The sequence below is a fragment of the Nocardia sp. NPDC049935 genome (assembly GCF_055586645.1).
Genome location: NZ_JBVJHV010000001.1, coordinates 1,692,064 through 1,712,865, shown reverse-complemented (window position 1 = coordinate 1,712,865; position 20,802 = coordinate 1,692,064). Strand labels below are relative to the sequence as shown.

The window sequence follows — 20,802 nt, the reverse complement described above, 5'->3', positions numbered from 1 at the left end:
CTGAAAGTAGTGGTGGTAGGCGTTTTCCGGGTTCCACGCGGCGTCCCCGACCCATCCGGGCCGGGGCGTGGATCCGAATGTGAAACGACAACATCTCTTTCAGGATGAAAGGCGATAGATGGGCACCGGCAAGCACAGAGCAGTCAGTCCGCGTCGGCGGAAGATGGGGTCCATGGTCGTGGCGGGGGCGGTCCCGGTGGTTCTCGCACTGGTCGGCAACGGTACGGCGAACGCCGAAACCGGCGCCGGGAGTCCGGTGGGCACCACCGACTACGCCGACCCCGCGGTGTTCTCCACGCCGGTCGCCGAGAGCGTTCCCGCCGCGGCCGGCGAGGAGGCGGCGGATACGGAGCAGTGGCCCTACGCCGAGGCTCCCAATGTGCGGCCCTATCTCGGGCGCCATATCCCCGATGACACCCTGAGCTCGCTGCAGTGGGCGCGCCCGGTACCGGCGGGGGAGTATCTGTCACCACTGGAAGCGCTGCACGCGCCGGGCCCGGTCGATCCGGTGCCGCCGATCGCGCCGCCGCCGGGAGCCCTGCGGTTCGGGGACGTGCAGGTGCAGTCGCCGGAGTGGCTGCCCCGTGAGCACGCTGTGCAGATCAACGACGGTGCCGCGATCACGGAGGCGAATTTCGCCACCTTCCTCGATTCGGTCGGGATGGAACGCACCCGCTCGGATCGGGTCGCGGGGCAGACGCTGGGCGCCGCCGCGCTGGGCGCCGCCGCGGGTGCGGTGGCCTCGGCTCCGTTCGCGGCGATCGGGGCCGGTGTCGGCGGTGCGATCGGGTTCGCCGTCGGCGCTCCGTTCGCGCCGATCGGGCTCGCGGCGGTCCCGGTGGGCGCGGCCTACGGCGCGGCGCTGATGTCGGTACCGCTGGCGAGCATCGGCGCGGGTATCGGCGCCGGGCTCGGCGCGGCACACGCGCTGAGCGCGCCGCCGCGGGCGCTGGCCCCGGCTCCGGAACTGGCCGCTCCCGAGCCCGGTGCGGTCCGGGGCTGAGCACCGCGTACCGCGCCGCGGCTCCGGTGCGGGTACCGGAGCGCGTCCGGCGGGAACTCCGCCGGACGGGCGCGATGCCCTCAGGCGGAGTTCGGGAGGCTGGTGAGCGCGCGGACCGCGTCCGCGAGCGGGATCATCCGCTGCGGCTGTTCGCTCATCAGGCCCATCTCCACATACTGGCGGATCAGCATGGAGGCGGTCATTCCGTGTTCGGCGGCCTTGCGCCGGACGCGGTCGCGCATCTCGGGTGACCATTTGAACGAGGTGGGCACCATGCCCTGCTCGATCCGATCGGAGGCCGGCGGCAGGGACGGCGCCGGCGCGGCATCGTCGTAGCCGAGCGAATCCAGGAAATCCCCGGCGGCCTCCGGTGTGCGCGGAAAACCGGGGACGGGGTCGTTATCGATCATCGCGGTTCGCCTCCCATGCGGTGTACTCGGCGAGTTGACGTGGTCGCATCGGCAGGGCGAACAGAATCTGCCAGCGGGAATCGGCGCGCAACCACCGCAGGACCACCACGAGCGCGCGGCCGTCGCCGGTGCGCCCCCAGACGGTCGGAATCGGTAGTCCCTCGCGGCTGGTCGCCGTGCGGGGCCATCGCTGCGGGGAGTACAGCACCTCCATCACTTCCCAGGGCTCGACTCCACTGCGGTCGAGAAGCTCGTACGCTCCAATCCACCATTCGTACTGCCCATGTGCCACGGGTGCCCACGATAATACTCCGGTATTACCCACCGGCCCAGCGCCCCGGGCCGCCGAACCCCGAACCGGGGCCGGCATACCGGGGCGATCAGGACCGTGCCGGGACCGGGGTGTTCTGCCGGGCCGCCACCCACCAGCGGCCCTCCTCGCGGACCAGCACGTACAGCGCGACCATCGCCGGTTCGAGGTCGAGGAGTGTGCCGTCGGCGGTGGTCGCCCGTGCGGACTTGTGGGCGATGGCGATATCGGGGCGGAGGAAGACGATATCGCCCACGTCGTATCGGACATAGGCGTCGCGGAGGAACCCGGCCAGGCCGCGCTGCCCGGAATCCAGGAGCGCGGGATAGCCGCGGATCACCGCGCCGACCGCATTGCCGGCGGCGGCGTTCTCGGTGAATCCGCCGACCATGAGGGCGGCGTCGTTGGTGTTGTATCCGGCCTCGACGTCGGCGACGAGGCGTTCGATCTCGGTGATATCGGGGGTGTGATCGGTGGTGGTGTCCTCGACGGTGGGCCGGGCGGTATGCGGGGTTTCGCTCATGCGGTAAGTCTCGAACCTGAATCTTTGTTCAGGTCAAGTCGGCATGAGTGCTGCCCCCCGGTATCCCGCGTCGGTCAGCGAAGCTGGACCGTGGCGGTGGCCCGGCCGAAGATCCGGCGCCCCCGGTGTTTCGCGGTAATCGCGATCGTCGCGGTACGCAGGTCCGGATCCGTACTCTTGACCTTGCCGGTGAACTCCACCTCGGCGCCCTCCCGGGTGACGAATACCGGGCTGGTGAGCCGGACCGCGTATTCGCGCATCGCACCCGGATCGCCCAGCCACGAGGTCACGAACCCGGCGCCGAGGCCGATCGTCAGCATGCCGTGCGCGACTGGTGCGTCGAGTTCGACGAGGCCGGCGACCTCCTGGCTCCAGTGGATCGGGTTGGGATCCCCGGACACCCCGGCGTAGTTCACCAGATCGCCCTGGTTCAGCCGGACGGTTCGCGGGGGCAGTTCGTCGCCCACGGCGACGGACTCGAACGGTGTGGCGAAGGGGCCGGCCGGGGCCGGGGCCGGTGATCCGCCACCGCGGCCGGCCCGAACCGGGTTCGTGGCCCGCGCCGGCGCCGGTATCGCGCTGCCCGGCCGGAAACCGTGCATGAGGACCCGCTCGCCGATATCGGCGAGGCCGGACTCGATGCCCGTGCGGCCGACAATGCTGATCTGTGAGGACAGCACGGGCTCGCCGCGGGCGTCGGTGACCAGGCTCTCGAATCCGATCAGATCGCCGCCGAAGGCCTGCCGGAACGAGTCGAGGCGGATCTCGAAATGCAGATGGTCGCCGGCCCGGATCGGTCTGTGATATCGCACGACCTGGTCGGTCTGCATGATCTGGCTGAGGTCGTAGCCGGCCATCACCGATTCGAACATCTGCGTCTGGGCCAGGAATCCGGGGACCGAGAAGAATGTCGGCGGGGCGATGAGTCCGCCGTAACCGAATTCGATACCGGCGTCCTCGGACCAGTGCACCGGGTGATGATCCTGTACCGCGCGGGCGAATTCGCGGATTTTCTCCCGCCCGACGACATAGTGGTCCCGAGCGTGATAGCTGTCGCCTACCGGCATAACGGGAGCGGATTCGACCGGGGTGAATTCCGCAGGGGGAGAAACAATTACATCATCGGGTGGCACGATGGCGCACTCTACCTCTCGAACGTCGCCGCGGCAGTGGATGCGCGCGGGCTCGGGCCGTTTGCCTACCGGGGGTTCATCCGATATTCGCGGACAGATCGGGCAGCATCCGCAACGCCTGGTCGGCCCAGTTGTTCCAGGCATGGATACCGTACGCGGGGAAGTCGTAATGCACATTGCCCGCGCCCAGCGTCGCCATCCGGACCTGGAAGGCCCGGGTGTTCACCAGGGCGAGCGCCTCGAGTGCCATACCGTTGACGGTGTTGATACTCGGAGCGTCGGTCGCGGCCGGGATCCCGCTCGCCGCCGAGACCCAGAGCCGGGTGTTGTTCGCGACCAGCCTCGGTGCCGCGACGAAGGGGTCGATCCGCAGCCATTTGGGATCCCACGGGGCGGCCATGGCGTCCACGTTGTACCCGCCGGCGTCGATCATCGCGACCCGGATCGCCTCGCGCATACCCGGCGCCGAGATGTTCAGATACCCGGAGTAGGAGCCGGCGAAGCTGAACTGGGCGGGATACTGCGCGGCCAGGGTGAGCGCGGCGCTACCGCCCATGGACAGGCCGAACACGCCGTTGCGCTGAGCGGCGAAGCCCAGGCGGTCCCGTAACGCGGTGGGCAGTTCCCGGGTGAGGAATGTCTCCCAGGTGTAGCGGGTCGACTTTCCCGGCCCGTCCGACAGCACCTGCAGACCGCCCGATCCCGACGCCGATCCCGACGAGGAGCCGTTGCCCGAGCCCGATCCGGGCGGTACGCCCAGGAAATTACTGGGTGCGTTCCAGTCGGTGTAGAAACTCGACCGCCCGCCCACGGGCATCACCACGTTGATATTCCACTTGGTGAATTCCCGGGCGATATCGGTATCGATTTCCCAGCCGCTGAGATCCTCGCGGGCCCGCATACCGTCCAGGGCGTAGACGACGCGGGAGGTGTTGCCGTCCGCGGCGCGGAAGATCCGCGATTTGACCGGGCCCATGCTCGAATCGACCCAGAAATCCGTTCCGGACGGATCGAACGCGGCCCGGGCGGCCGGTGTGCCACCGCTGAACAGCGACAGGGTCAGGATCATTGCGGCGAGGGCGGCCGTGGCCGGCCAGAAGCGGCGGCCCACGGCGGGCCGGAACGACGGGGTGGGCATGGCAGAGCAGGGCCTTTCATCCGGTTGAGCACAGGGCCGGACGAGGTGGGCGAATGCCCGGCCTCGCGGTTCCGGCCGATGCCGACGATCGCGTGGCCCTGCCACGGCCTCGGCATACGGTCCGGGTGTCGTTCCGGATGAACGCGTCGTTACCTGTTTGTGATCTTACTCGCGGCGAACCGGTCGCCGGTATGACCGGACCGTCCCGGTCCGGCGCCGGCGGGCGGGCGCGACCACGTGGCGGCGACCCATCGGCCGCCCGATCGCCACCGGCTACTGATGAGCCTTCTTGTACGCATCGACGACCTCGGCGGAGATCCGCCCGCGGCTCGACACATCGATCCCGTTCTTACGGGCCCATTCGCGGATGGCCTGGGTCTGCTGATTCCCGCCGGCCGCCGGGAGATGCCGCTTACCCTTCGGGGCCCGGCCGCCGACCTTGCGGGCATGGGTCGCCCACGCGCCGAGGATGCCGCGCAGCTTCTCGGCATTCGCGGCCGAGAGATCGATCTCGTAGGCGACACCGTCGAGAGCCAGTGTGACCGTTTCCTCGGCCTGGGAACTGCCGTCGAAGTCGTCGACCAGCTCAACGATGACCTTGCGCGCCATACAATCCTCCGGGGGTGGGCAGATGATCTCGACAATCGTAGGCGAATCGCCGCGGCCGGTCCGAATCGGAGGCACCCGGTAACCCGATTACGGTGGGTGTGCTAATGCGGTGGGCCAGTACGAGTTCGGTGCGGCGATACGGCCGGTGACGACAGACCGGGCCGGTGAACGCGGGTCTCGGGGCCGGTGCGGGAAGACGGTCGGCGGGCCCGGTGTTGGCCCGGAGATGGAGTTGTCGCTACTGGATCGGTCGCGGACCCGGACCGGTGAGCCGGAAACCGCCGCCCTCACACATACCGTCGCGCGGGCGGTCGCCGCGGAGGCATCCGGATACCGCCGGTTCTGGGTGGCCGAACATCACGCCGTACCGGGTATCGCCTCCGGCTCGCCGCCGGTGCTGATGGCCGCGCTCGGCGCGCGCACCTCCTCGATCCGTATCGGTTCCGGCGGGGTGATGCTGCCGTATCACCAGCCGCTGGTGGTCGCCGAGCAATTCCTCGTGCTCGAGGCGCTGTACCCGGGTCGTGTCGATCTCGGGCTTGGTCGTTCCCCGGCCTTCACCGCTCCGGTGCGCCGGGCCATGCGACAGGGCGCGGGGGAGCCCGACCGGTTCGAGGCCGATATCGCGGAACTGCTCGGCTATCTGGACGGGACCGCGGCGGTGACCGCCCATCCGGCGATCTCCAGCCCCCCGCCGGTCTTCGTCCTGGCCACCGCCCGGGGGCTGGAGATCGCCGCCCGGCTCGGATTACCCGCGGTACTGGGCGGCCCGATTCTGCACAGTGCCGAACTGGATGCCGCGCTGGCGCGCTACCGGCGCGAGTTCGTACCGGGCCCGCGCACGCCGCGACCCGAGATCATGGTCGCCCTGGACGTCTTCGTCGCGGAATCCGACGAACAGGCCCGGGACCTGGCGTTACCCGAGGCATGGGCGATGGCCGAATCGCGCAGGACGGGCGAATTCCCGCCACTGGAACCGGCGCCGTCGATCGGATCCCGGCGGTGGAGCGATCAGACCCGGCGCCGGGTGGAGGCGAACCTGGATGCCGCGACGGCGGGATCGCCGGCGACGGTGCGCCGCCGGCTCGAACAGCTCGCCGAGCGCACCGGGGCCACCGAACTGCTCGCCACGACCTCGACCTACGACCGTGCCGCGCTGGCCGCCTCCGACGCCGCGCTGGCCCGGATCGTCCACGGCCGGTCCACCGCGCATCCGGTCACGGAATCGCCAGCCGCCGGATCTCGGCCGCCAGCAGTCGCGGTTCGGTGATCGGGGCGTAGTGCCCGGATTCGTGCGCGACGATATGCCGCCCGGCCGGGGACTGTGCGGCCCGGTGGGCATGGGAGGCGTTCGCGACCGCGCGGATCCGGGTGTTCATCCCGTCGCCCGCGCGGCCGCCCGACACCACAGTGACCGGAATATCGCCCAGGTCGGGCGGGGTATCGCGCCAGCGCTCGAGATCGTCGAGGTAGGTCCGGCACTGCGCCGCCTGGGTGCGGATGATCCCGGGCTCGAACGCCTCGCGTTCCAGATCGGCTCGGACATCCTCCGGCACGGCTTTCCGCATCCCGCGGAAGAACGCTCCGAGCACGCCCGCCCGCGCGAGGACGCCGTTGACGGTGAGCATCACCCGTTCGGCGCGCCGGAACGCCCGGCCGAACAGCATCTGCGCTGCCTCGTCGGTGGGATCGACGAGGACCAGCCCGGTCACGGCGGCGGGCCGCCGGGCCGCCGCCGCTCGGACGATCGGTCCACCGGCGCTGTGCCCGACCAGGACGAACGGGCCCTCGCCGAAATGATCGAGAACATCGACCAGATCGGCGGCCATCCGGTCGAGGTCGCGGCCGCCGGGGTCGGCGGGGCTGAGACCCAGCCCCGACCTGTCGTAGACCACCGCGCGGGTGAAGCGCCCGACCGCGGGCTGCACCAGCCCCCACGAGGAACGCGTCGCCGCCGCGCCCGCCTCGAACACCACTGTCGCGCCGCCGCCCTCGTCCGGGCCCGGCAGGACCATGGTGTGCAGGCGCCGGCCGTCGCGGGTGGTCACCCATTCCGGTACGCCCTGGGTATGCCGGGCCGCCCCGGGCCCGTGTTGTATATCGACCACTTCCGGTGTCACCTCACTGCGGGATCGCCGCCGCGAACGCGCCCCCGCACCCCCGGCGATCGGATGGAACCTGCCCGCGACGCTAGCAGCGCCGGTGGCCTGCCGCACGCACGCGGCGCCCGGACCGGTCACGTGTTGCGGTGGTGTGCCGGAACGGCACTCGGTCAGCCCACCCGGGTGCCGTGGAACTCCTGGAACGCGCGCATGGTCTCGGCGGGGGCCTCGAGCTGCGGATAGTGCCCGACCGCGTCCAGTTCGACCACATCGGGTTCGGCCACCAGTTGCCGGTAGCGGCGCACCATGCGCGCACCGGACACCGGATCGAGGACGCCGTCGACGAACCGGACCGGGACCTGCGGCCGGGCCAGCGCGCCGACCCACCGTTCCCGCCGGGCGCGGCGTTCGGCGAGATAGTGCATCACCTTGTGGCCGTTGCGTTTTCCGTGTTTGCTGCACCAGAGCAGCCAGAAGCGGTGCATCTGCTGGTCGTCGGGCCGGCTGTCGGGCCCGAAAACCGCCGCCAGGCTGTGCGCGAAGGTCTTCTCGTTGCCGAACCGGCCGACGAGTGGTCCGAGGGGGCTCGCGAGCAGGCGCTGGATGGGCCGGGGCCGGTGGGCCTCGGGGAACAGGCCGCCGTTGAGCAGGCAGACCGATTCGACGACCAGCGAGGTGTCCCCGGCCGCCCGGCGTTCGGCATCGCGGGCCAGTAGTTCCTGGGCGACGGTATCGCCGTAGTCGTGGGCCAGGATGTGGAATCGCCCGACACCCTGCTCCCGCAGCAGTTGTTCGGACAGATCGGCCTGGTCGGCGATCGAATAGTCGTACTGCTGCGGTTTGGCCGACCAGCCGAAGCCGATCAGGTCCGGCGCCAGCACCGGGGCGAAACGTTCGCACAGATCGGGCCAGACCAGATGCCAATCCCAGGACGCGGTCGGGAACCCGTGCAGGCACAGCAGCGCGCCGCCGGAACCGGTTCCGCCCGTCTGCCAGAAGATCTGGTGCCCGCGATGGGTGAAGCGCTGCCCGTTCGACCTCCAGTTCGCGAACTCGTCCATCCCCACAGCATGCACCGCCGCGGGGCGCCGGTCGAGGACGTCGCGGGCGCGTCGGCGGGGGTGTCGGCGTGCCGCACGGGCGCCGGGGCCGCACGAGTAGGCTCGGCACCCGGAACCACGAGGTCCGGACCCATCATCCGACGATCAGGAGGCCCGCAGTGCGAATCGGAATTCTGCTCGGCGAACGTACCGGGGCCGACGCCCTGCAGCGGCTCGCCGACGATCTGCGCCGCAGCGCCGACGAGGGCTTCCGCTCCGCCTGGCTCTCCCATATCTTCGGCTTCGACGCCCTCACCGCACTCGCCGTCGCGGGCAGCCGGGTCCCGGAGATCGAACTGGGCACCGCGGTGGTGCCCACCTATCCCCGTCATCCCGGCGCCCTGGCCCAGCAGGCCCGCACCACCGCGCTCGCCGTGGGCCCGGACCGGCTGACCCTGGGGATCGGGCTGTCGCACCGGGTGGTCATCGAGAACATGTTCGGATACGACTTCGAACGGCCCGCCCGCCATATGCGGGAGTACCTGTCGGTCCTGGAACCGCTGCTGGACCACGAACCGGCCGCGTTCACCGGGGAGACCCTCACCGGCAATCTCGAGCTGGGAATACCCGACGAAGGGCGGATACCGGTCCTGCTGGCCGCCATGGGTACCCAGATGCTGCGCCTGGCCGGGCGGCGGACCGACGGCACGGTGTTGTGGATGACCGGCCCGGCCACCATCCGCGACCATATCGCCCCTACGCTCGGCGCGGCCGTGGCGGAAGCCGGACGGCCCGCCGCGCGGATCGTCTGCTCGCTGCCGGTGCTGGTGACCGACGATATCGAGGGCGCGCGCGAATCGGCCGCCCGGACCTTCGCCATGTACGGAACCCTGCCGTCCTACCGGGCGATGATGGATCGGGAAGGCGCCGCCGGCCCCGCGGACCTGGCGATCATCGGTTCGGAGGAGCAGGTCGCGGCCCGGATCCGGGATGTGTTCGACGCCGGGGCCACCGAATTCGTGGGTTCGGTATTCGCCGGCGGCGACGACGCCCGGCGGACCCGGAAGCTGCTGGCCTCGCTCAACGGCTGAGCGGACCGCCCGCGCGCGGTCAGCCCGGCCGGGTGATCATGACCGGGCAGGCGGCGTGCTGGATCAGTGATTGGCTGGTCGACCCGAGCAGCAGACCGCGGAACCCGCCGCGTCCGCGGCTGCCGACGACGACGAGCTGGGCCCGTTCGGACCACTCCCGCAGATGCTGGGCCGGAGTCGACGGATAGACCTCCCGCCGCACGGTGACCTCGGGAAACCGCTGCTGCCAGCCGGCCATCCGCTCGGCCAGGACCGCCTGCTCCGCGGTCTGCAGATCCTCGGCCGGGATCTCGATATAGCCGGTGCTGGCGAATTCGGTGAAGGTGAGATCGCTCCAGGTGTGGACCGCCACCAGTTCGGTCTCACGTTCGGCGGCTTCGGTGAAGGCCGCGGCCACCGCGGTATCGCCGACCGGGCTCCCGTCGACACCCACGACCACCGGACCCTCGGTCCGGTCCTCGCCGCCCTCGCGCACCGCCACGATGGTGCCGCGGCCGTGCGAGGCCACCGCCAGAATCGTGGATCCGAGGTGCGAGACGGCGCCCCCGCGCCGGGAACCGAGCACCACCATATGCGCCGATTTGGACAGTTCGATGAGCGTTTTCGCCGCGTTCTGCTCGGAGAGGTACGTATCGACCGTGACGTCCGGCGCCGCCTCCCGCGCCACCTGGGCTCCGGTGGTCAGGGCCTGCTCGCCGTGGGTCCGCAACATCTGGACCGCTTCGTCGACCATCGGTTTGTAGGCCATGAGCCAGGTCTTGGCCGGCGTCGAATTCATCGCGTAGGCGATCACCAGGCGCCGGCTCCTGCGAGCGGCCACGGTCGCGGCCCAGCGGATGGCCGAATGGGCGGCAGCGGTGCCGTCCGCGCCCACCACCACGGCAGCGGATACCAGCCGATGCGGGTCGTCTGCGTTATCGGTCATAGGCCCGAGTATTCACCCGGCGGTCGGCGCCGGCCGTATTGGGCGGGGCGTGTCCGCGTGATCGGGGCGCCGAATCCCGAGGGTTCACAGCATGGTCTACCAGCGAATTCGATGGACGGCGCGCCGGGGCGGGGCTTGTCGAACGCCGGGAAATATGCAGATCATGATCGCGTGCTGATATCGGATGGGGTGATCGGGTTACGGCCGATCGAGGTCGCCGACGCCGCGGCGCATCTGGCCGCCCAGGACGGAGAATCGGTGCGCCCCTCGGCGGGCCCCGGGACCCCGAATGTCGTGGCCGAATTCGAACGCTGCGCGGCGGAATGGGCGGCGGCCGGCCCGCGTAGGACATTCGGCGTGGTGGAGGTCGCGACCAGCGCGCTGGCCGGCACGCTCGATCTGGCGCTGGAACAGGAATACCTGGCGAAGCGGCAGGCCGATATCGGCTACGGGATCTACGCGAATTGGCGGGAGCGGGGCGTGGCCGGCCGGACGCTGGTGCTGGCGTGCCGGTATCTGGCCCGGCACGATCTGGCCGACGAGGCGGTACTGCGGATCGCGACCGGGAACGCGCGCGCGGTCGCGCTGGCCCGGCACCTCGGCTTCCACTACCACCACACCGAGCGCGACCCCGAGGGTGCGCTCGAGTGGTACATCCAGGCGGTGTGACCCGGGCTCACGCGCCCTTGCGGGTCCGTTTCCGGTCGGCTTTCGCGGGGGCGGCCTTCTTGGCCGGCGCCTTGGCCCGCGTGGATCTGCGGGCGGTGGTCTCGGCCGGCTTCTTCTTCCCGGAGTCCGAATCGCCGCCCCGGGCGCCACTGGCCTCCAGGCTGCGCTGGAGCGCGGCCACGAGATCGACGACCTCGGCATCGGATTCCTCCGCCGCCGCTTCGGGACGTTCGGGCGCCTTGCCGTCCCCGCGGGCGATGGCGTCCTCCAGAAGATTCTGCAGTTCACGCTGGTATTCGTCGGTGTACTGATCCGGGTCGAAATCCTCCGACATCGATTCGACCAGCGTCTCGGCCATTGTGATCTCCTGCGGCCGCGGCGCCGTCGCCTCCTCCAGGGATTCGAACGACACCGCCCGCACCTCGTCGGGCCACAGCAGCGTCTGCAGCACCAGCATGCCGTCGCGCACCCGCATGGCGGCGAGCCGGGTCTTCTGCCGCAGGGTGAAGTGCACGAGTGCGGTGCGGTCGATCCGGTCGAGGGTGGCGGCCAGCAGGACGTAGGCCTTGGGAGTGGTCGAATCCGGTTCGAGGTAGTAGGTCTTGTCGTAGAGGATCGGGTCGATCTGGTCCGACGGCACGAATTGCAGGACCGGAATCTCGTGTTTCTCGGCCACCGGTAATGTGGCGAAATCGTCGTCGGTCAGTACGACTTTATCGCCGTCCGGAGATTCGTATTGTTTATCGATATCGGCGAACTTCACGGATTGCCCGCATACCGTGCAGACGCGGTCGTATTTGATCCGGCCGCCGTCCTTGGCGTGGACCTGATGGAATTTTATATCGTGGTCCTCGGTGGCGGTGTACACCTTCACAGGGACATTCACCAGCCCGAACGCGATCGAGCCTTTCCAGATTGACCGCATCACTCCATGATGACCGAAGCCGACCCCGTGTGCGAGGCCGCCGGGAAATGGAGTGTCGCCGCGGCGAGCCGGGCCCGGGTGGAACCGGGTAGCGCGGCGAAGATCCGCGACATCGCACCGAGCATTCCGGCGAGGTCGCCGCGGTCGGAGAGATAGGCGCGTTGCAGTTCGATATCGAGATCGAAGAATGCGTCGAAGAAACCCGGCAGTTCCGCGGGCGGAAGGGCCAGCAGTGCCCGCAGCCCCGCCCGCCGCAGCCGGTTCACGGCCCGGGCCGAGGCGGTCCAGCCCGATCCGCCCGCGGCGACGGTATCGGCGGCCGACAGCACGGCCGCCACGCTGTACCCGGTGGCCGGATGCAGATATCCGCCCGCGGCCCCGAAGGCGCCGGGCCCGGGCGCGCCGCCGGATACGCGGAACCGCACCCGCTCCACCGGTTCGTCACCGCGCACCTCGATACCGCGGGCCCGCAGGCGGTGACGCAGCCGCCGGGCCAGTTCGCCCGGGTCGATCGCGGGCGCGCCGGCCAGGCAGGTTTCCTCGGCCAGCACGGTATCCGCGCCCAGCGGGACGTGGTACAGGAACGAGCGCGGTGCGTGCGGGTCGGCCCCGTTATCGGCGCGCCAATCCATGAACAGCGCGGAATCGGCGCGTTCGGTCCGGGGCAGGACCAGACCGTATGCGGTCTGCTCGGCGGCACCGCGCCGCCGGGGCAAGCCCCGGGCGTCCACCACCCGGCCGGCCCGCAGCCACTCGCCGGTATCCAATCGCACCCGGTGCCGGTCGAGGGCGACCGCGTGGGCGGCCACCACTGTCGCGCCGGTGAGGTCGAGGCCGGTCTGCAGCCGGGCCGTATCGAGGACGGCGTACGGGCGGGATATCCGGTGTTCGCGCTGTCCGTGGGCACGCGGTTCGGCGACGGTGGCCGCGACGGTGGCGGGATCGAGCCAGCCGGGGAGTTCGTCGGCCCAGGCGGCGTAGGTGGCGTGCCAGCGCCGCCCCGGGTGCGGATCCACCACGGTGACCGTCATGCCGCGGGCCAGGCAGCGGTGGGCGAGCGCGCGCCCGGCCGGGCCCAGGCCGCAGACCACGATATCGGGGCTCACCGGTGGATCGAAGCACGAACGGGCCCGAACCGGTCGGACCGGGGTGTGATCGGCGATATTCGCGGCGCCCGCCCGGAACAGCGGCGAACCCCGGGCGTGTTACGACTAGGTGAACCACCGACCGGGAAGGGATCCTGGATGACGAATCTGGAGGCGGCACGGGCCGCGCCGGCCGCGGACAGCGGCCGGCGCGGCTGGTTCGGTCTGGCCGTGCTGCTGTTACCGGTGCTGCTGGTGTCGATGGATATGTCGGTGCTGTTCCTGGCACTGCCGACCCTGACCGCCGACCTCGATCCGACCGCCGCGCAGCAGTTGTGGATTCTGGACATCTACGGATTCCTCATCGCCGGTCTGCTGATCACCATGGGCAATCTGGGTGACCGCGTCGGCCGCCGCAACGTGCTGCTGGCCGGGGCCACCGTCTTCGGTATCGCCTCCGTGCTCGCGGCCTTCGCGCCGAGCGCCGGAGTGCTCATCGCCGCGCGGGCGCTGATGGGCATCGGTGGCGCCACCCTGTTGCCGTCGAGTCTGGCCCTGATCTCGAATCTCTTCCCCGATCAGCGGCAGCGGTCCACCGCGATCGGCATCTGGACGGCGTTCTTCGCCGGTGGTTCGGCCGTGGGGCCGATCATCGGCGGCATCCTGCTGCACCACTTCTCGTGGGGTTCGGTGTTCTTGATCAATGTGCCGGTGCTGCTGGTGCTGCTGGTGTTCGCGCCGATCCTGCTACCCGAACACCGGGCCTCGGCGCTGGGCCCGCTGGATCTGCCGAGTGTCGCGCTGTCCATCGGCGGCATCCTGCCCGCGGTCTACGCGGTGAAACATATCGCCGAGTACGGGCTCGACGTGGAAGCGCTGCTGAGTGCTCTGGTCGGGGTGGGCGTGCTCACGATCTTCGTGCGGCGCCAGCGGCGGCTCGCCGAACCGCTGCTCGACCTGTCGTTGTTCGGCCGGGCCCGATTCTCGCTGGCCATCGGATCGAGTACGGCGAGCATGATGTCGCTGGCCGGGCTGAGCTATCTGAGCAGTATCTGGCTGCAATCGGTCACCGGGCGTGATCCGCTGCGGGCGGCGCTGCTGGGGATCCCGATGGCCGTCACCGTGTTCGTGTTCTCGGTGGGCGGTGCGGCGGTGGGCCGCCGGCTCGGGGTGCGCTGGGCGTTCGCCCTCGCACTGCTGGTGGCCGCGATCGGCAATCTGCTGGTGCTCGGTATCGGCGCCGACGGCGGCGCCGGCTGGTATGTCGCGGGGTCGGCGCTGGCCGGAGTCGGCTACGGGATCGTGTTCACGCTGGTCTCGGAAGTCGCGGTGGCCGCGGTGCCGGCCGAACGGGCGGGCTCCGCGGTCGGTATCTCCGAGACGAGTTTCGAGCTCGGCAACGCACTGGGTCTGGCGTTGCTGGGGTCGCTGGCCGCGCTGGTCTTCCGGTCGTCGGGCGAGTTCGCGCCCACGCTGGGCGAGACGATCCAGCGGTACGGAACCGATTCCGCGCTCCTGGACGCGGCACGGGACGCGTTCGTCACCGGCGCGCATACCGCCCTCGCGGCCGGTGCGGCGGTTCTGCTGCTGATGGCGGGGGTCGCGGTCGTCGTGGGAAAGAACGGCCGGTCGTCCGCGCGGACGACCGGCCGGTAGGGCGCCCGGCGGCTCGCTGAGCCGCCGGGTTATCACTGCGGCGGGGTTCCGTAGGGCGCCGCCGCGAAACCGTCGGCCGCGCCGATCGCGCCGCCGACCGCGGCGCCGGCCGCCATCGCGGGGCCCGCGATCACCGCGTAGCCGATGGCGGCGCCGAGCACCGGGCCGATCACCAGCCCGATGGGGAGGAAGGGGATCCCCGAGATGAATCCGGCGACGGCGCCGACCATGGCGGAGGTCGCCGCGATCGGGGAGGCCAGCGTATTGCCGACCGAGGCGCCGATCGCGGCCGAACCCATGGTCTGGGCGGCGATCCGGTCCGACCGGCTGCGTTCGACGCCCACCGAATCGAGGAACGTCGCCAGCTGGGCCTCGGTCTGCGCCGCACCGGTATTGATCTCCCGGACGTCGAACGGCGCGTCCATGATGATGTTGCCGATGCGCAGTTTGCCCGGCGGCGCCTCGATCGGTGCGACCGGTGCCACCGGCAGTGGCGCGTGCAGGTCACCCTGCGGGGCGAGATAGGCGTATTCGGGCATCGGGCGGGTCGCGGGTGCGGGCGCCGGGAGCGGGTCGGCGACCGCGGCCGGCGCGGGCGCCGGAGGCAGGAAAGGTGCGGCGGCGATCCCGAAGGTATCGGCTGCCGACCGGACGGCGACCTGCGTCGCCTCGTGTACACCGGTGGTGAGATCGCGGATGGGATCGGTGGTGGCCGGTGCCGTGAGGATCAGATCCGCCGGCAGGGCGGGGATCGGGGATGACGCGGGTGGAGCGGGGAGTGCTTCGGCATTGGCCGTACCGGCGCCGATCAGTGTCGCGATGAGCGGGATCGCGCCCGCCGCGACTACCGAGCCGGCAGCCCGCCGAGACGGACCGGTAGCTCTGTGCTTACCCATGGTCGCCTTTCTCCGGGAAATTGTCGGTATGCACGACATTCGGACCGGAGCGGGCCGCGGATGGGATCTGCCTGTCCAGACGCCTTTGCGGGCGTGGCCGGAGCCGGGCGCGAGTGGTGGCGCGGGGAGTGTGCCCGCGGATTGCCGGCCCGGCCGGGGACCGCCGGATCAGGGGGCCGAGGCGGGCGGGATACCGAAGGGCGGCGCGGTGAAGCCCTCCGTCGCCCCGATCGCGCCACCGAGCGCGGCGCCCGCGATCATGGCCGGGATCGTGACGATGCCGTACCCGATCGCCGCGCCGAGAACCGGCCCGATCACCAGACCGGTCGGCAGGAACGGGATCCCGGCGACGAATCCCGCCGCCGCGCCGAGCATCGCGAACGGGATGGCGACCGGAGCGGCGGCCGCGGTACCGATGGCCGCGCCGACGGCGGCGGTCCCGAGGGTTTGCGCGGCCATCCGGTCCGCCCGGCTGCGGTCGATTCCCACCGAATCGAGGAAGGTCGAGAGCTGGGCCTCGGCCTGGGCCGCGCCGGCATTGACCTCGCGGACGTCGACCGGCGAGGTCATCATCAGGGTGCCGATCCGCAACGTGCCGGGCGGCGCTTCGATGGGCGCGGCCGGTGCCACCGGAACGGGCGGGTGCAGTTCGCCCTGGGGTGCGAGATAGGAATTCTCCGGAACCGGCCGGGTGCCCGGTAGGTGCTGGTCGGCCGCGACCGCCGGAAGCGGAAGCGGTGCGACGGCGGGCTGGAGGAACGGCGCGGCGGCGGCCGTCACGGCGGCGGTGGCGGACGCGACCGCGTCCTGCGCCGCTATGGTGGCCTGCCGTAGCGGGTCCGGAATCGGATTCGGCGCGGGGAACGGCGCATTCGCCGGTAGCGACGGGATGGGCGGCGGCGCGGGAAACGCCTCGGCCTCGGCGGTGCCGGCCCCTATCAGGGTGACGATCAGCGGGAGGGCGCCCGCCGCGAGGACCGAACCGGCAGCGCGCCGGGTCACACCGGTAGTGCTGTGCTTACCCATAGTCGCCTCTCTCCGGAGATTATCGGTTTGCCCGATGTTAGCTCCGAGGAGGGGTTGGGTCCGGGATGTCGGCGGGGTCAGCCGACTTTTCGATTGCCCGCGGGTTTCTCGCTGTCCGGCGTGTCGGTTTCGGTGGCCGTGTCGGAGCCCGCACCCACCGGGCCCTGGGGCCGTCGGCCGGCGGCTCCGCGCACAATCTCCTCGCTCTCCTCGCTGTCGCTGTACACCGCTTCGAGGGCCAGCCGCGCGAAGATCCACTGCTCGGTGGCCGCCATCTGCCCGCGGCTGCGGCCGAGGAAGGTGACGAACCACTGGATGATCGTGATGATCCGGCTCCGGTACCCGACCAGGTAGTAGAGGTGCAGGGCCAGCCAGGCGAGCCAGGCGATGAAACCGCCGAACTCGAGCTTGCCCACCTGGCAGACCGCGCTGAATCGCGAGATCGTCGCCATACTGCCCTTGTTGAAGTACTTGAACGGCCGCCGGTCGGTGGCGGCCTGTTTGCCCGCCGTCTCGGCCTTGATCTGCTTCGCCGCGTAGGTGGCGCCCTGGATCGCACCCTGGGCCTGTCCGGGGACGCCCGGCACCGACATGAGATCGCCGACGACGAAGACGTTCGGATGGCCCTGGATGGTGAGATCCGGTTCCACCACCACGCGGCCGGCCCGGTCCACCTCGGTGCCCGCCGACCGGTCGGCCAGCATCTTGCCCAGCGGGCTGGCCTGGACCCCTGCCGACCAGACCTTGCACGCGGATTCGATCCGCCGGGTGGTGCCGTCCTGGTCCTTGACCGTCACACCGTGCGCGTCCACATCGGTGACCATGGCGTTGAGCTGGATCTCCACGCCCATCCGCTCCAGTCGCCGCTGCGCCTTACCGCCCAGTTTGGGACCCATCGGGCCGAGTACCGCGCCCGCGCCCTCTACCAGGATCACGCGCGCGTCGCGGGGATCGATATGGTCGAATGTGCCCTCCAGCGTGCGATCGGAGAGTTCGGCGATCTGCCCGGCGAGTTCGACCCCGGTGGGGCCGGCGCCGACGACCACGAAGGTGAGCAGCCGGTCGCGCTCCTCCTGCGTGCGTGCGACCTCGGCCTGTTCGAAGGAGCCGAGAATCCGGCCGCGCAACTCCAGGGCGTCGTCGATGGTCTTCATACCCGGCGCGAAGGTGGCGAACTGATCGTTACCGAAATAGGACTGCTGGGCGCCGGTCGCGACGATGAGACTGTCGTAGGGGGTGACGGTCGATTCGCCCAGGAGTACCGAGGTCACGGTGCGGTTCTCCAGATCGATATCGGTGACCTCGCCGAGTAGCACCCGGGCGTTCTTCTGTTTCCGGAGCACCAGGCGGGTGGCGGGGGCGATCTCGCCCACCGACAGGATTCCGGTCGCGACCTGGTACAGCAGCGGCTGGAACAGATGGGTGGTGCTCTTGGAGATGAGGGTGACCTCGACATCGGCCCGTTTGAGGTGTTTGGTGCCGAACAGGCCGCCGAATCCGGACCCGATCACGACGACGCGGTGCCGGCCGTTTCCAACAGGTTGCGTGCTCATGGTCGCTCCTCGCAGCGGTGGGCCGGTGCTGCCCGGGTGATCTTTTCCTGACAACGCACACGGTAGTAGCAGTAGCGGTGGAGGACACAGTTAGATGCCCGTTGTTCACTGGTCGCGGTGTGGCATCTCACCACCATAGCGATCGCGTGCCGATATCGGGGGAGCGCGGGATAGTACCGATTCGGTGGAAACGGCGCAGCTGTTGCAACAAAGACAATACGATGGGTGCTGTCTCTCAGGAGGTTTCGCCATGGTCACCGTCGACCGTGTCGCCGCGCGGCGATCGCGTGCGCGCACCGATACCGAGAACTCGGCGCTCATCGAGATACCGCACCGGCATCTCGTGGATCGCCTGTTGCTGAAGGTCCCCGATCGTCCCAGAATTCTGGCGACTCCGCCGAACGGGAGCGAGGCCGTCGCGGTGCGCGGGGACGCCGGACTCCCGTACATGGGCCGCACCTTCCACTACATGCGGTGGGGTCCGGCCGAGATGCTCGACCGGTATCGCCGCTACGGGCCGGTCAGCATCAACAGTTCCCTGGGTATGGACCGGGTGTTCGCCGCGGGCCCGGACGCCCTCGACGAGGTGGTCGGCCGCCGCCGCCGCGATTTCGGGCAGGGCTGGGACTACTTCATCGGGCCGTTCTTCCGGCGCGGGCTGCTGCTCCTCGAATTCGACGAGCATATGTTCCACCGCCGCATCATGCAGCAGGCGTTCACCCGCGACCGCCTGGAGGCGCATCTGGCCGAGCTGACGCCCGTGGTGCGCTCGACCATCTCCCGGTGGGTGCCCGAGGGGCGTGACGCCACCCGGACGGTCCAGCTGTTCCCGGCGATCAAGGAACTGGCCCTCGATATCGCCGGCGAGACCTTCATGGCGGTCGAGGTCGGCGCGGAACGCCGCGAACTCACCGACGCCTTCGTCGCGTGCACCCACGCCGGGCTGGCGATCGTGCGGCACAACGTTCCAGGCGGGAAATGGCGCGCGGGCCTGCGCGGCCGCAAGGTGCTGGAGGAATACTTCACCGCGATGCTCCCGGACAAGCGGCGCAGCGACGCCCCCGATTTCTTCTCCGGACTCTGCCACGCGCGGGCCGAGGACGGATCGGTGTTCAGTGACGCCGATGTGGTGAACCATATGATCTTCCTGATCATGGCCGCGCACGACACCACCACGACCACCGCCACCGCGGTGGCCTACTACCTGGGCAAACATCCGGAGTGGCAGCAGCGGGTGCGCGAGGAGGTACTGGCACTTGATTCGGCCGCCGAAGCCCCGGCCATCGCCGATCTCGACAGCCTGCACACGCTGGATCTGGTGGTCAAGGAGAGTCTGCGGCTGATGCCGCCGGTCCCGGGCATGGTGCGCCGCGCCGTTCGTGATACCGAGATCCTCGGCCGCTATATTCCGGCCGGAACACCCGTCGACCTCGGTTACCAGGTCAATCACCTGCTCGAAGAGCTCTGGACCGATCCGGAGGTCTTCGATCCGCTGCGCTTCTCCGAGGAGCGCCGCGAGGACAAGGCCCACCGGCTGGCCTGGATGCCGTTCGGGGCGGGTTCGCACAAATGCATCGGCATGCACTTCGGCACCTTCGAGGTGAAGACGATCATCTCGGCGATGGTGCGCGACTACGAATGGAGTTTCCCGCAGGACTATCGGATGCCGTGGGGTTTCACCACGATTCCGTTCCCGCGCGACGATGCGCCGATGCGGTTGCGCCGCCTGCGCTGAGCCGGCCGCTTACGACGAAGGGCTCCCGTCGCGGACGGGAGCCCTTCGTACGGAGACGGGTCCTAGCGGCCCGACAGCAGGTTCTCGGCGATGGTGGTATCGGTTTCCGAACCCTCCTGGTAACCGCCCTCGCCGTTCATGGCCGTCATGATGGCGAGCGTATAGCGTTCGCCCGGACCGGCGAATCCGACCGAGTTGACCACCCAGCCGCCCTGCTCCTCGGACCAGCCGTTCTTCAGGCCCGGCCGCATCGCGGCGCCGGCTCCCCAGACGCCCCAGTGCTGGTTGGAGTCGACGCGGCGCATCAGGTCGAGCAGGTAGTTGCGGTCGTCCGGGTGCATCCGGTCGAGCACATTCGACATCAGCCGGTCCAGATCCGCGGCGGTCGTCTTCTGGAAACCCCACTGCGGACGCCCGCCCGGCGGGGTCTGCGGGGCGAGGCTGGTCATCCCGTTGGCGCGGAAGGCGTTGTTGAACGCCTGCCCGTCGAATCCGGAATGCTTGTTCCAGAGCAGATCGGTGGCCTGATCGTTGGAGGTCGACATCATCTGCTCGATGAGCCCGCGATCCTCCGGCGGCAGCGCGATCGCGCCGACACGGGCCCGGTTGAGCAGGTCCTCGGCGATGGCGAGCTTGATGGTGGAGGCGCTCCACACCATATCCTCGGCGTGCGGGCTGGCGTAGACAGCGCCGGTCTGCCGGTCCCGGATCACATAGCCGGTGACTCCCGGCCGGGAGTCGAGATAGGCGTTGACGGATTCGATCCGGCCGGACATATCGCAGTCGAATCCGTGCGCGCAACCCTGGGTATGGGCGTGCGGGACGGCGTCGGCCGACGGTAGACCGGCGGGTGCGCCGGCGAACAGGATCGCGGCGGCGGCCAGGACAGTGGCGGGTGCGGCCACGCGGGACGCCGCACCGGTGAGCAGGGGGGAACGCACGAGGGAACACCTTGTCATATCGGCGCTCCGCG

Annotated in this window: 21 protein-coding genes; 6 read left to right on the top strand and 15 right to left on the bottom strand. The window is 70.0% G+C overall.

Annotated features, from left to right (window positions below):
- Positions 1 to 172: 172 nt before the first annotated feature.
- Positions 173 to 1,003, top strand: coding sequence for a hypothetical protein (locus ACZ6SF_RS07825; protein WP_466061194.1), 831 nt, complete (start codon positions 173 to 175; stop codon positions 1,001 to 1,003).
- Positions 1,004 to 1,083: 80 nt separating this feature from the next.
- On the opposite strand, the gene ACZ6SF_RS07820 is transcribed toward ACZ6SF_RS07825, so the two are convergent.
- From ACZ6SF_RS07820 to ACZ6SF_RS07795, 6 genes are all read right to left on the bottom strand, one after another.
- Entirely contained in the window at positions 1,084 to 1,413 is a 330-nt protein-coding gene (locus ACZ6SF_RS07820) for a hypothetical protein (protein ID WP_466061193.1), read from the bottom strand.
- Positions 1,403 to 1,705, bottom strand: a complete 303-nt coding sequence (locus ACZ6SF_RS07815) for a hypothetical protein (protein WP_466061192.1) — start codon at positions 1,703 to 1,705, stop codon at positions 1,403 to 1,405. Before ACZ6SF_RS07815 ends, ACZ6SF_RS07820 begins: the two co-directional genes overlap by 11 nt.
- 88 nt (positions 1,706 to 1,793) lie before the next feature.
- Positions 1,794 to 2,246, bottom strand: a complete 453-nt coding sequence (locus ACZ6SF_RS07810) for an SgcJ/EcaC family oxidoreductase (protein ID WP_466061191.1) — start codon at positions 2,244 to 2,246, stop codon at positions 1,794 to 1,796.
- Between the two features lie 74 nt (positions 2,247 to 2,320).
- A complete protein-coding gene (locus ACZ6SF_RS07805; RefSeq protein WP_466061190.1) occupies positions 2,321 to 3,313 on the bottom strand; it encodes a fused (3R)-hydroxyacyl-ACP dehydratase subunits HadA/HadB in 993 nt (330 codons plus the stop codon).
- A gap of 142 nt (positions 3,314 to 3,455) precedes the next feature.
- On the bottom strand, positions 3,456 to 4,517 hold the full coding sequence (locus ACZ6SF_RS07800) for an alpha/beta hydrolase (protein WP_466061189.1): 1,062 nt from the start codon (positions 4,515 to 4,517) through the stop codon (positions 3,456 to 3,458).
- Positions 4,518 to 4,790: 273 nt separating this feature from the next.
- Entirely contained in the window at positions 4,791 to 5,126 is a 336-nt protein-coding gene (locus tag ACZ6SF_RS07795) for a histone-like nucleoid-structuring protein Lsr2 (protein ID WP_466061188.1), read from the bottom strand.
- A gap of 226 nt (positions 5,127 to 5,352) precedes the next feature.
- Here ACZ6SF_RS07795 and ACZ6SF_RS07790 point away from each other — a divergent pair, with 226 nt between their 5' ends.
- Positions 5,353 to 6,396, top strand: coding sequence for an MsnO8 family LLM class oxidoreductase (locus ACZ6SF_RS07790; protein ID WP_466061187.1), 1,044 nt, complete (start codon positions 5,353 to 5,355; stop codon positions 6,394 to 6,396).
- On the opposite strand, the gene ACZ6SF_RS07785 is transcribed toward ACZ6SF_RS07790, so the two are convergent.
- Both ACZ6SF_RS07785 and ACZ6SF_RS07780 read right to left on the bottom strand, forming a co-directional pair.
- Positions 6,344 to 7,234 carry an alpha/beta fold hydrolase gene (locus ACZ6SF_RS07785; RefSeq protein ID WP_466061186.1) on the bottom strand — a complete coding sequence of 297 codons (891 nt, stop codon included), beginning with the start codon at positions 7,232 to 7,234 and terminating at the stop codon, positions 6,344 to 6,346. The two genes, ACZ6SF_RS07790 and ACZ6SF_RS07785, sit on opposite strands and share 53 nt — an antisense overlap.
- A 164-nt stretch (positions 7,235 to 7,398) precedes the next feature.
- The gene (locus ACZ6SF_RS07780; RefSeq protein WP_466061185.1) at positions 7,399 to 8,289 is read right to left on the bottom strand and encodes an alpha/beta fold hydrolase; all 891 of its coding nucleotides are present in this window, start codon (positions 8,287 to 8,289) and stop codon (positions 7,399 to 7,401) included.
- Positions 8,290 to 8,447: 158 nt separating this feature from the next.
- On the opposite strand from ACZ6SF_RS07780, the gene ACZ6SF_RS07775 reads away from it, so the two are divergent.
- Positions 8,448 to 9,359 carry an LLM class F420-dependent oxidoreductase gene (locus tag ACZ6SF_RS07775; RefSeq protein ID WP_466061184.1) on the top strand — a complete coding sequence of 304 codons (912 nt, stop codon included), beginning with the start codon at positions 8,448 to 8,450 and terminating at the stop codon, positions 9,357 to 9,359.
- Between the two features lie 19 nt (positions 9,360 to 9,378).
- On the opposite strand, the gene ACZ6SF_RS07770 is transcribed toward ACZ6SF_RS07775, so the two are convergent.
- Positions 9,379 to 10,284: a universal stress protein gene (locus ACZ6SF_RS07770; RefSeq protein WP_466061183.1), complete on the bottom strand. Its 906-nt coding sequence runs from the start codon at positions 10,282 to 10,284 to the stop codon at positions 9,379 to 9,381.
- 171 nt (positions 10,285 to 10,455) lie between these two features.
- Here ACZ6SF_RS07770 and ACZ6SF_RS07765 point away from each other — a divergent pair, with 171 nt between their 5' ends.
- Positions 10,456 to 10,953, top strand: a complete 498-nt coding sequence (locus tag ACZ6SF_RS07765) for a GNAT family N-acetyltransferase (RefSeq protein WP_466061182.1) — start codon at positions 10,456 to 10,458, stop codon at positions 10,951 to 10,953.
- 7 nt (positions 10,954 to 10,960) lie between these two features.
- Here the strand turns inward: ACZ6SF_RS07765 and ku are convergent, their stop codons facing one another.
- Together ku and ACZ6SF_RS07755 are read right to left on the bottom strand one after the other, a co-directional pair.
- Positions 10,961 to 11,878, bottom strand: a complete 918-nt coding sequence (ku, locus tag ACZ6SF_RS07760; RefSeq protein WP_466061181.1) for a non-homologous end joining protein Ku — start codon at positions 11,876 to 11,878, stop codon at positions 10,961 to 10,963.
- Positions 11,878 to 12,984 carry a lycopene cyclase family protein gene (locus ACZ6SF_RS07755; RefSeq protein ID WP_466061180.1) on the bottom strand — a complete coding sequence of 369 codons (1,107 nt, stop codon included), beginning with the start codon at positions 12,982 to 12,984 and terminating at the stop codon, positions 11,878 to 11,880. Before ACZ6SF_RS07755 ends, ku begins: the two co-directional genes overlap by 1 nt.
- A 138-nt stretch (positions 12,985 to 13,122) precedes the next feature.
- Here ACZ6SF_RS07755 and ACZ6SF_RS07750 point away from each other — a divergent pair, with 138 nt between their 5' ends.
- Positions 13,123 to 14,619 carry an MFS transporter gene (locus ACZ6SF_RS07750; RefSeq protein ID WP_466061179.1) on the top strand — a complete coding sequence of 499 codons (1,497 nt, stop codon included), beginning with the start codon at positions 13,123 to 13,125 and terminating at the stop codon, positions 14,617 to 14,619.
- A 32-nt stretch (positions 14,620 to 14,651) separates the two neighbouring features.
- On the opposite strand, the gene ACZ6SF_RS07745 is transcribed toward ACZ6SF_RS07750, so the two are convergent.
- From ACZ6SF_RS07745 to ACZ6SF_RS07735, 3 genes are all read right to left on the bottom strand, one after another.
- Positions 14,652 to 15,515, bottom strand: coding sequence for a hypothetical protein (locus tag ACZ6SF_RS07745; RefSeq protein ID WP_466061178.1), 864 nt, complete (start codon positions 15,513 to 15,515; stop codon positions 14,652 to 14,654).
- A 168-nt stretch (positions 15,516 to 15,683) separates the two neighbouring features.
- A complete protein-coding gene (locus tag ACZ6SF_RS07740; RefSeq protein ID WP_466061177.1) occupies positions 15,684 to 16,541 on the bottom strand; it encodes a hypothetical protein in 858 nt (285 codons plus the stop codon).
- Between the two features lie 77 nt (positions 16,542 to 16,618).
- Complete coding sequence (locus ACZ6SF_RS07735; RefSeq protein ID WP_466061176.1) at positions 16,619 to 18,094, bottom strand: NAD(P)/FAD-dependent oxidoreductase; 1,476 nt, start codon at positions 18,092 to 18,094, stop codon at positions 16,619 to 16,621.
- A gap of 250 nt (positions 18,095 to 18,344) precedes the next feature.
- Between ACZ6SF_RS07735 and ACZ6SF_RS07730 the strand changes: the two genes are divergently transcribed.
- On the top strand, positions 18,345 to 19,829 hold the full coding sequence (locus tag ACZ6SF_RS07730; protein ID WP_466061175.1) for a cytochrome P450: 1,485 nt from the start codon (positions 18,345 to 18,347) through the stop codon (positions 19,827 to 19,829).
- Positions 19,830 to 19,891: 62 nt separating this feature from the next.
- Here ACZ6SF_RS07730 and ACZ6SF_RS07725 read toward each other — a convergent pair whose 3' ends face one another.
- Positions 19,892 to 20,770 (bottom strand): serine hydrolase, encoded by an 879-nt coding sequence (locus tag ACZ6SF_RS07725; RefSeq protein WP_466061174.1) that lies wholly within the window; start codon positions 20,768 to 20,770, stop codon positions 19,892 to 19,894.
- Between the last annotated feature and the right edge of the window lie 32 nt (positions 20,771 to 20,802).

Coding starts and splice junctions, on each gene's coding strand:
- ACZ6SF_RS07810 (WP_466061191.1), bottom strand. CDS start 2,246: ATGAGCGAAACCCCGCATACCGCCCGGCCCACCGTCGAGGACACCACC.
- ACZ6SF_RS07825 (WP_466061194.1), top strand. CDS start 173: ATGGTCGTGGCGGGGGCGGTCCCGGTGGTTCTCGCACTGGTCGGCAAC.
- ACZ6SF_RS07730 (WP_466061175.1), top strand. CDS start 18,345: ATGGTCACCGTCGACCGTGTCGCCGCGCGGCGATCGCGTGCGCGCACC.
- ACZ6SF_RS07820 (WP_466061193.1), bottom strand. CDS start 1,413: ATGATCGATAACGACCCCGTCCCCGGTTTTCCGCGCACACCGGAGGCC.
- ku (WP_466061181.1), bottom strand. CDS start 11,878: ATGCGGTCAATCTGGAAAGGCTCGATCGCGTTCGGGCTGGTGAATGTC.
- ACZ6SF_RS07740 (WP_466061177.1), bottom strand. CDS start 16,541: ATGGGTAAGCACAGCACTACCGGTGTGACCCGGCGCGCTGCCGGTTCG.
- ACZ6SF_RS07750 (WP_466061179.1), top strand. CDS start 13,123: ATGACGAATCTGGAGGCGGCACGGGCCGCGCCGGCCGCGGACAGCGGC.
- ACZ6SF_RS07795 (WP_466061188.1), bottom strand. CDS start 5,126: ATGGCGCGCAAGGTCATCGTTGAGCTGGTCGACGACTTCGACGGCAGT.
- ACZ6SF_RS07780 (WP_466061185.1), bottom strand. CDS start 8,289: ATGGACGAGTTCGCGAACTGGAGGTCGAACGGGCAGCGCTTCACCCAT.
- ACZ6SF_RS07800 (WP_466061189.1), bottom strand. CDS start 4,517: ATGCCCACCCCGTCGTTCCGGCCCGCCGTGGGCCGCCGCTTCTGGCCG.
- ACZ6SF_RS07745 (WP_466061178.1), bottom strand. CDS start 15,515: ATGGGTAAGCACAGAGCTACCGGTCCGTCTCGGCGGGCTGCCGGCTCG.
- ACZ6SF_RS07790 (WP_466061187.1), top strand. CDS start 5,353: ATGGAGTTGTCGCTACTGGATCGGTCGCGGACCCGGACCGGTGAGCCG.
- ACZ6SF_RS07770 (WP_466061183.1), bottom strand. CDS start 10,284: ATGACCGATAACGCAGACGACCCGCATCGGCTGGTATCCGCTGCCGTG.
- ACZ6SF_RS07735 (WP_466061176.1), bottom strand. CDS start 18,094: ATGAGCACGCAACCTGTTGGAAACGGCCGGCACCGCGTCGTCGTGATC.
- ACZ6SF_RS07805 (WP_466061190.1), bottom strand. CDS start 3,313: ATGCCGGTAGGCGACAGCTATCACGCTCGGGACCACTATGTCGTCGGG.